The sequence below is a fragment of the Streptomyces sp. 378 genome (assembly GCF_030124145.1).
Taxonomy (GTDB): Bacteria; Actinomycetota; Actinomycetes; order Streptomycetales; family Streptomycetaceae; genus Streptomyces.
Window position 1 is genome coordinate 177,991 of record NZ_JASKMS010000018.1, and the last position, 6,340, is coordinate 184,330.

Annotated in this window: 7 protein-coding genes; 3 read left to right on the forward strand and 4 right to left on the reverse strand. The window is 75.0% G+C overall.

Annotated features, from left to right (window positions below; translation table 11 throughout):
* Nucleotides 1–316: 316 nt before the first annotated feature.
* The 4 genes from QNO09_RS24095 to QNO09_RS24110 all read right to left on the reverse strand — a co-directional run bounded on the left by QNO09_RS24095 (nucleotide 317) and on the right by QNO09_RS24110 (nucleotide 3,021).
* A complete protein-coding gene (locus tag QNO09_RS24095) occupies nucleotides 317–457 on the reverse strand; it encodes a hypothetical protein (protein ID WP_283972327.1) in 141 nt (46 codons plus the stop codon).
* Nucleotides 458–511: 54 nt separating this feature from the next.
* Nucleotides 512–850, reverse strand: a complete 339-nt coding sequence (locus tag QNO09_RS24100) for a hypothetical protein (RefSeq protein ID WP_283972328.1) — start codon at nucleotides 848–850, stop codon at nucleotides 512–514.
* Nucleotides 851–1,656: 806 nt separating this feature from the next.
* Nucleotides 1,657–2,250, reverse strand: coding sequence for an HhH-GPD-type base excision DNA repair protein (locus QNO09_RS24105; RefSeq protein WP_283972329.1), 594 nt, complete (start codon nucleotides 2,248–2,250; stop codon nucleotides 1,657–1,659).
* 36 nt (nucleotides 2,251–2,286) lie between these two features.
* Nucleotides 2,287–3,021 (reverse strand): siderophore-interacting protein, encoded by a 735-nt coding sequence (locus tag QNO09_RS24110; protein ID WP_283972338.1) that lies wholly within the window; start codon nucleotides 3,019–3,021, stop codon nucleotides 2,287–2,289.
* A gap of 78 nt (nucleotides 3,022–3,099) precedes the next feature.
* Between QNO09_RS24110 and QNO09_RS24115 the strand changes: the two genes are divergently transcribed.
* Genes QNO09_RS24115 through QNO09_RS24125 form a run of 3 tightly spaced genes read left to right on the forward strand, consistent with a single transcriptional unit; the run spans nucleotide 3,100 to nucleotide 6,273 of the window.
* Nucleotides 3,100–5,196 (forward strand): penicillin acylase family protein, encoded by a 2,097-nt coding sequence (locus tag QNO09_RS24115; RefSeq protein ID WP_283972330.1) that lies wholly within the window; start codon nucleotides 3,100–3,102, stop codon nucleotides 5,194–5,196.
* Entirely contained in the window at nucleotides 5,189–5,797 is a 609-nt protein-coding gene (locus QNO09_RS24120) for a GNAT family N-acetyltransferase (RefSeq protein WP_283972331.1), read from the forward strand. The genes QNO09_RS24115 and QNO09_RS24120 overlap by 8 nt, the downstream gene beginning before the upstream one ends.
* Nucleotides 5,794–6,273, forward strand: coding sequence for a cupin domain-containing protein (locus tag QNO09_RS24125; RefSeq protein WP_283972332.1), 480 nt, complete (start codon nucleotides 5,794–5,796; stop codon nucleotides 6,271–6,273). Before QNO09_RS24120 ends, QNO09_RS24125 begins: the two co-directional genes overlap by 4 nt.
* The last annotated feature ends 67 nt before the right edge of the window (nucleotides 6,274–6,340 follow it).

Here is a 6,340-nt window from a genome sequence, read left to right on the forward strand (position 1 = left end):
GGGCGGCCCGGCACGCGAATTCGCTCGAAAGGAGTCGGCGTCAGGGATCGGCGTCAGGAGTCGGCGTCCTCTTCGTGCCGCGGGTTCCGAAGGGCGTACCCGCCGAGGTCCTCGCCCGGCTCGGCCGCGCGACCGGCACGCCCTCGGGACATCGCCGGCCCGGTCGGTGGGGACGAGGATCGGGCCGGAGATCAGGCGCTCACGCGCTCGCTGCTCGGGGCGGCGAGGCGTTCCCTGCGGCGGAGGCGTTCGGGGCGGCGAGGCGTTCGGGGCGGCGGAGACGTCGGTCGGGCCGCCTCCGCCGTCGCGTCTCGGGTCAGCCGCGTTCCCTTTCCCCGGGTCGTTTCCGCGTGTCCGGCTCGGGCCGGGACGGTTCGGGGCGGGGCGGCCGGGGGGCGTTGCGGGCGGCCTCCGCGCGCACCAGGGCGCGCAGGACGGCGTACGGGTCTTGACGCATGGCTGTTCCTCGTCATTCCTCGTCGTTCCTGTTCCGTGCGGGCTGCCGGCCGGGTCAGCAGCGCAGGACTTCGGAACGCAGGGGGCGAGGGTCGTACGGCGGGCTCGGCGGCACGGGCCCGGAGCGGTGCGCGGGGGACGCGGGCCCGGGAGTCCGGAGCGGGGCGGGGCTCGGTGGGACGGCGGTGCGGCGGGAGCCTCTGACCGGCGGGCGCAGGGCGGAGTCGAGGACGTCGCACTCGACGGTGGTGCTCTCCCCGGAGACGGCGGCCGTCGGCCCCGCGTGGGCCTCGGCGTGGGCGCCCGGCACGAGCAGGGCGAGCAGCAGGACGAGCACCCGCAGCCAGGTGTTCCGGCGCGGGCCGCGGGAGACCGGCTGCGGGGCGGAGGTCACGGGAGGTCGTTTCCGCCGTGCGAGGGCCGTTCATCGCGCCGGCCGCGAGATCCGCCCGCTCGGCGTATGCCGGTGCCCGCGGCGCGCGGCCGTGACGGTCCCGGTGGCTCGGACCGGTCGTTCTCCGGGGGCGGGGTGGGGGCGTGCGGCTCACGGGGCGATGAGGGGTGCGGGCCGTGCGGCTCGCCGGGGGATGACGGGTGCGGGCCGTGCGGCTCACGGGGCGATGAGGGGTCCGGGCCGTGCGGGTCGGGCGGCCAGGTGTCCTGGGCGCCGTGCGGTGGGGTCCGGCCGGGTTGTTCGCGTGGGCCGGGGTTCCGGGGCGTCTGCGGGTCGGGTGGCCAGGTGTGCTGCGGGTCGGGTGGTGGGGTCCGGCCGGGTTGTTCGCGTGGGCCGGGGTTCCGGGGCGTCTGCGGGTCGGGTGGCCAGGTGTGCTGCGGGTCGGGTGGTGGGGTCCGGCCGGGTTGTTCGCGTGGGCCGGGGTTCCGGGGCGTCTGCGGGTCGGGTGGCCAGGTGTGCTGCGGGTCGGGTGGTGGGGTCCGGCCGGGTTGTTCGCGTGGGCCCGGGCCCCGGGGCGCCTGCGGGTCGGGTGGCCAGGGGGCGGGCGGCCCGGGCGGTCGGTGAGGGGGCCGTCCGTGTCGTTCGCGGCCCTGCCGGGCAGGGGGTATCGGGCCGTCGGGCGCGCGGTCGGGGTCGGTGTCGTGCTCCCGGCCCGAAGGGGAGCCGCTCGGTGGCTCGGCCATGGTTCATGCTCGGGTCCGGCCGCGGAGGCGCGCCACCCGGGCGGGCCAGGTGGACGACAGGCCCTACGTGCCGGAGGCCTTCGCCGCCTTCGCCGCCGCCTTCATCTCCTGCTTGTGTGCCCTCACCTTCACCAGCGACTCCGGGCCGGTGATGTCGGCGACCGAGCGGAAGGAGTCCGGGTCGCCGTAGGAGCCCGCGGCCTCTCGCCACCCCGTCGGCCGTACGCCGAGCTGTTTGCCGAGCAGGGCGAGGAAGATCTGGGCCTTCTGTTTGCCGAAGCCGGGCAGTTCCGCGAGGCGCTTCAGCAGTTCCTTGCCGGTGCCGACGTCCTTCCAGACGGCCTCGGCGTCACCGTCGTAGTGCTCGACGAGGTACTGGCACAGTTGCTGGATGCGCTTGGCCATGGAGCCCGGGTAGCGGTGCACCGCCGGTTTGCGGGAGAGCAGCGCGGCGAAGGCCTCTGGCTCGTGGGCGGCGATCTCGTGCGCGTCCAGGTCGTCGCCGCCGAGCCGCCGGGCGATCGTGGCCGGGCCCTTGAACGCCCACTCCATCGGAACCTGCTGGTCCAGCAGCATGCCGACCAGCGCGGCGAGCGGACTGCGGCCGAGCAGCGCGTCGGCCTCGGGATCCTGGGCGAGGTGCAGGGTGACGTCCATGCCCCGATCATCCCCCGGGGCGGGCCCTCCCGCTGCTCAGGTCGCCCGCCAGTAGCCCAGCGCGTGCACCCGCTGCTTGGGCAGGCCCAGTTCCTTGCGGACGTACGCCGCGAGCGTCCGCGTCGTCGCCGTGTCGCAGGCGATCCAGACGTACGGGTCGGAGATGTCCCGGAGCAGGCCGGGCAGGTCCGACTTCACCCGGTCGACGAGGTGGGCGCCGGAGTCCTGGCGCGGCACCTTGCGCAACTCGTGCCGTGCCGGGTCGGTGCGGTACGGCAGGTCGCCGTCGCCGCCCTCGAACCAGACGGTCGCCGGGGCGGGGCCCAGGGCGTCCAGGAGCGAGTTGAGGGCCGGGAGCGAGGCCGGGTCGCCGACGGCGAAGACGTGCGAGGGCGCGGGGTCCGGGTGCTCGAAGCCGGTGCCCTGGACGGTCGCCTCGATGGTGTCGCCCGGCTTCGCCGCCCTGGCCCAGTCGCTGGCGCACCCCTCGTGCAGGGCGAACTCCAGGGCGAAGGTGCCGGTCCCGGCGTCGGGGTCGGGTTCGGGGTCGACCAGCGTGTAGGCCCGCTGGTGCGGCTTGCCCGCGTTGTCGAACCACAGCCGTACCCACATGGTGGGGTGCACTCCGGTCGCGGCCAGCAGACCGCCGTCGGTGAAGCGCAGCCGCCGGTAGTGCGGGGTGACGTCCTCGACGTCCGTGACCGTGAACTCGAAGTCCTTGCCGCGCAGCAGTTTGAGGACCGCGCCCTCCCAACCCCGCCCCTGCCCCATCGCGCCCTCGCCCTTCACGTACCATTCCGCCACGATTGACTTAGGCAAGCCTAACCTAAAGGAAAGAAGGGGCGCAGCGTGGCCACCGAGATCTACCGTGATGCCTGGGGCATTCCGCATCTGCGCGCGGGCAGCGCGGCCGGACTCGCCCACGCCCAGGGCCTCGTCACCGCCCGGGACCGGGCCTGGCAGCTGGAGATCGAGCGCCACCGGGCGCAGGGCACCTCGGCGTCCTTCCTCGGCGCAAGCGCCCTGGCCTGGGACCGGTTCGCGAGACGGGCCAGAGTCGACGACACCGCGCGACGCTGCTTCGCGGACCTGGAGAGGAAGGACCCCGAGACGGCGCGGTGGGTGCGCGCGTACGTCGACGGGGTCAACGAGGGGCTCGCCGGCGGCACCGCCCCCGAGTTCGCCCGCACCGGCCTCACCCCGGGCCGCTGGGAACCCTGGACCCCCCTCGGGGTCTGGCTCGCCACGCACATCCTCTTCGCCGGGTTCCCGGCCAAGCTCTGGCGCGAGCAGGTCGCCGCCCACCTCGGCGCGGACGCCGTCGGGCTCTTCGCCACCGACGGCCCCGGCACCTCCGGCAGCAACGGCTGGCTGGTCGGCGGCGAGCGGACGGTCACCGGACAGGCGGTCATCGCCGGCGACCCCCACCGCTGGATCGAGGACCCGGGCGTCTACCAGCAGATCCACCTGTCCTGCCCGGAGTTCGACGTCGTGGGCCTGGCCGTCCCCGGCGTGCCCGGCATCGCCCACTTCGGGCACACCGGCACGGTCGCCTGGGCCATCACCAACGCCATGGCCGACTACCAGGACCTCTACCGGGAACGGCTGCGGCGCACCGGCGCCGGTGTGGAGGCTCTCGGCCCGGACGGGATCTGGCGGCGGGCGGCCCGGCACACCGAGACCGTCGAGGTGGCGGGTGAGGAGCCGGTCGAGGTCGAGGTGATCGAGACCGCCCGGGGCCCGGTGATCATCGGCGGACCCGAGGGCCTCGACGGCGACCCGGCCGACCCGGCCGATCCCTCCGGCCCGCCCGTGGCGATCAGCCTGCGCCACCCGCCCCGCGTCACCGCGGACCTCGGCTTCGGCGCGCTGCTGCCACTGCTGCGGGCCCGCCGGGTCGCCGACGTGGACCGGGCCTTCGACCAGTGGGCCGAACCGGTCAACGTCGTCCAGGCCGCCGACACCGAGGGCGGTGTCCTGCACCGCGTGGCCGGGCGGGTGCCGCGGCGCGCCGGGACCAACTCCCTGCGCGTGGTGCCCGCCTGGGAGCCCGGTCACGAGTGGCGGGGCTGGCACGAGACGCCCCGCGCCGGGCTCACCGACGGCGTCGCCGTCATGGCCAACCAGCGCGGCCCGGCCGGTCCCCTCGGCGTCGAGTTCGCCCCGCCGCACCGCGCCGACCGCATCGCCGCGCTGCTCGCCGGCAAGGAGCGCTGGTCCGCCGCCGACATGCCCGCGATCCACACGGACACCCACCTGGCCTCCGCGTCCTCCCTCCTGGACCACCTCGGCGCCCTCGACGACCTCACCCCCGAGGCCGCCGCCCTCCGGGACCGCCTCCGCGGCTGGGACCGCCACATGGACGCCGGCAGCGCCGACGCGGCCCTCTACGCGGCCGTGCGCGCGGCGGTCGTACGGCGGCTCGCGGCGGACCCGGTGTTCACCCCGCTCACCGCGCCACCGGCGTATCCGGACGTCTTCCAGCCCTGGCTGGCCCTCGTCCCCCGGGTCGCCTTCGCCCTCGAACACCTGCTGCGGGCCGGGGAGCTGTACGGAATCGACCGCCCGGCGGCCGTCCGAGCGGCGATCGAGGAAGTCGCCGTACACCCCCCGGCCGGGGTCTGGGGCGACACCCACCGCCTCGCCCCCTGGCGGGCGCTGGAGCCGGAGCGGCCCCATGACGAACCGGGGCTGTCCGGCGACCACGACTGCGTGCTGTGCACCTCGGGCGTGCCGGGCCTCACCGACCGCGCCGCCAGGGGCCCGGCCGCCCGGTACGTCTGGGACCTGGCCCGGCGGGACGACAGCCGCTGGGTGGTACCGCTCGGCGCCTCGGGCGTCCCCGGCTCGCCCCACCACCGCGACCAGCTCCCCCTGTGGCTCGCGGGAGACCTCGTCCCGGTCGTCACCGACTGGACTCAGCTGGAGAAGGAAGCCGATGTCTGACCCGTACGCCTCCCGCACGCCCGTCCACGAGCAGCCGATCGACGGCTTCGGCACCGTCCGCGTACTGCCGCTGGACCCCGCCGCCGACGCCGCCGTCATCCACCAGTGGGTCGGCGGGGAACGGGCCGTCTTCTGGGGCATGACCGAACTGACCGAACAACAGGTCGCCGACCTCTACGCCCACATGGCCACGCTCGACACCCACCACGCCCACCTCGTCGTCCGGGACGGCGAGCCGGTCGCGCTCCTGCAGACCTACGAGCCGGAGGCCGACCGCGTCAGCGAGTGCTACGCCGTCCGCCCCGGCGACATCGGCGTCCACCTGCTCCTCGCCCCCGCCGGCCCGGGAGGCGCGCAGCCCGGCTGGACGGCCCGTCTCATGTCGGTCGTCGCCGCATACGTCCTGCTCGGCCTGGACCGCCGACGGGTCGTGGTCGACCCGGACGTGCGCAACGAGAAGGCGATCGCCCGTTTCCTCAGGACGGGTTTCACCGCCGGGCCGGTGGTGGTCCTGCCGGAGATCGACCTCCCGGACGTGTACCTGCCGGAGAAGAAGGCCCAGCTCGCCTTCCTGGACCGGGAGATACTGTTCCCCGGGTGACCCCACAGGACCTCATCGCCCACTACCGACTCGAACCGATCCCGCGTGAGGGCGGCCTGTTCCGCCAGACCTGGGCCGGTCCCGAACGCCCCGACGGCAGGCCGGAGGGCACGGCGATCGTCGCGCTCCTGGCAGCGGACGACTTCTCCGCCCTCCACCGCCTGCCGACGGACGAGATCTGGCACTTCTACCGGGGTGATCCCCTGGAGCTCCTCCTGCTCGCCCCGGACGGCGGCATCCGGACGGTGGTCCTCGGGCCGGACGTCCTGAACGGCCAGCACGTCCAGTTCACGGTCCCGGCGGGCACCTGGATGGGCGGCAGGGTGAGCGAGGGCGGCTCATGGACCCTGTTCGGCTGCACGATGGCCCCGGGCTTCACGTTCGAGGGCTACGAACACGGGGACGCGGCGGAACTGACGGCTCGTTTCCCGGCAGCGGCGGACAGGATCCCCGGACTGTGCAGGCCTTCCGCCTAGGCCGCTTCTGATGGATCTCCGTGGGAGAAGGAGCGGCGTTCGGTGCGTGCTCTGGGGGTCCCCCCTG